This is a genomic window from Starkeya nomas, from assembly GCF_902703545.1.
GTDB classification, from domain to species: Bacteria; Pseudomonadota; Alphaproteobacteria; order Rhizobiales; family Xanthobacteraceae; genus Ancylobacter; species Ancylobacter moscoviensis.
The window spans coordinates 1-555 of sequence record NZ_CACSAS010000005.1; the positions used below are offsets into that span (position 1 = coordinate 1).

At 65.9% G+C, this 555-nt stretch carries 1 protein-coding gene; it reads left to right on the forward strand.

Annotation, left to right across the window (positions count from 1 at the left end):
* On the forward strand, positions 1–555 hold a 555-nt coding region (locus STARVERO_RS21705; protein WP_159602041.1), incomplete at both ends, for a phage portal protein family protein.

The following is a 555-nucleotide window of genomic DNA, read 5'->3' on the forward strand; positions in this document are numbered from 1 at the left end:
GGGCCGCCTTCGCCGAGATCTATGGCATCCCCATGCGGGTGGGCAAGTATCACGCGGGGGCATCCGAGACCGACAAGCGCGCGCTGCTGCGGGCCGTGGCGAGCATCGCCAACGACGCGGCCGCCATTATCCCGCTGGGCATGGACATCCAGTTCATCGAGGCGCAGGGCGCGAAGGGCGAGGCGGTTTTCGGCGGACTGCTGGAATATCTCGACAAACAGGTTTCAAAGCTCGTTGTCGGGCAGACGATGACGGCCGATGACGGCTCGTCGCAGGCGCAGGCGAAGATCCATGACAAGGTGCGCCTGGACATCACCCAGGCCGATTGCCGCCAGCTGGCGAACACGCTCAACCGCGATCTGATCCCGTGGTTCGTGTCTCTGAACTTCGGCCCGCAGGACCGCTACCCGAAGGCAACGCTGCCCGTAGCCGAGCCAGAGGACGTGAAGGAGCTCACCGAGGCCGTGGCGCGCCTCGTGCCCATGGGGCTGAAGGTGAGCCAGCGCGAGATGCGCCAGCGCATCGGCGTGTCCGAGCCGGAAGAAGACGACGATC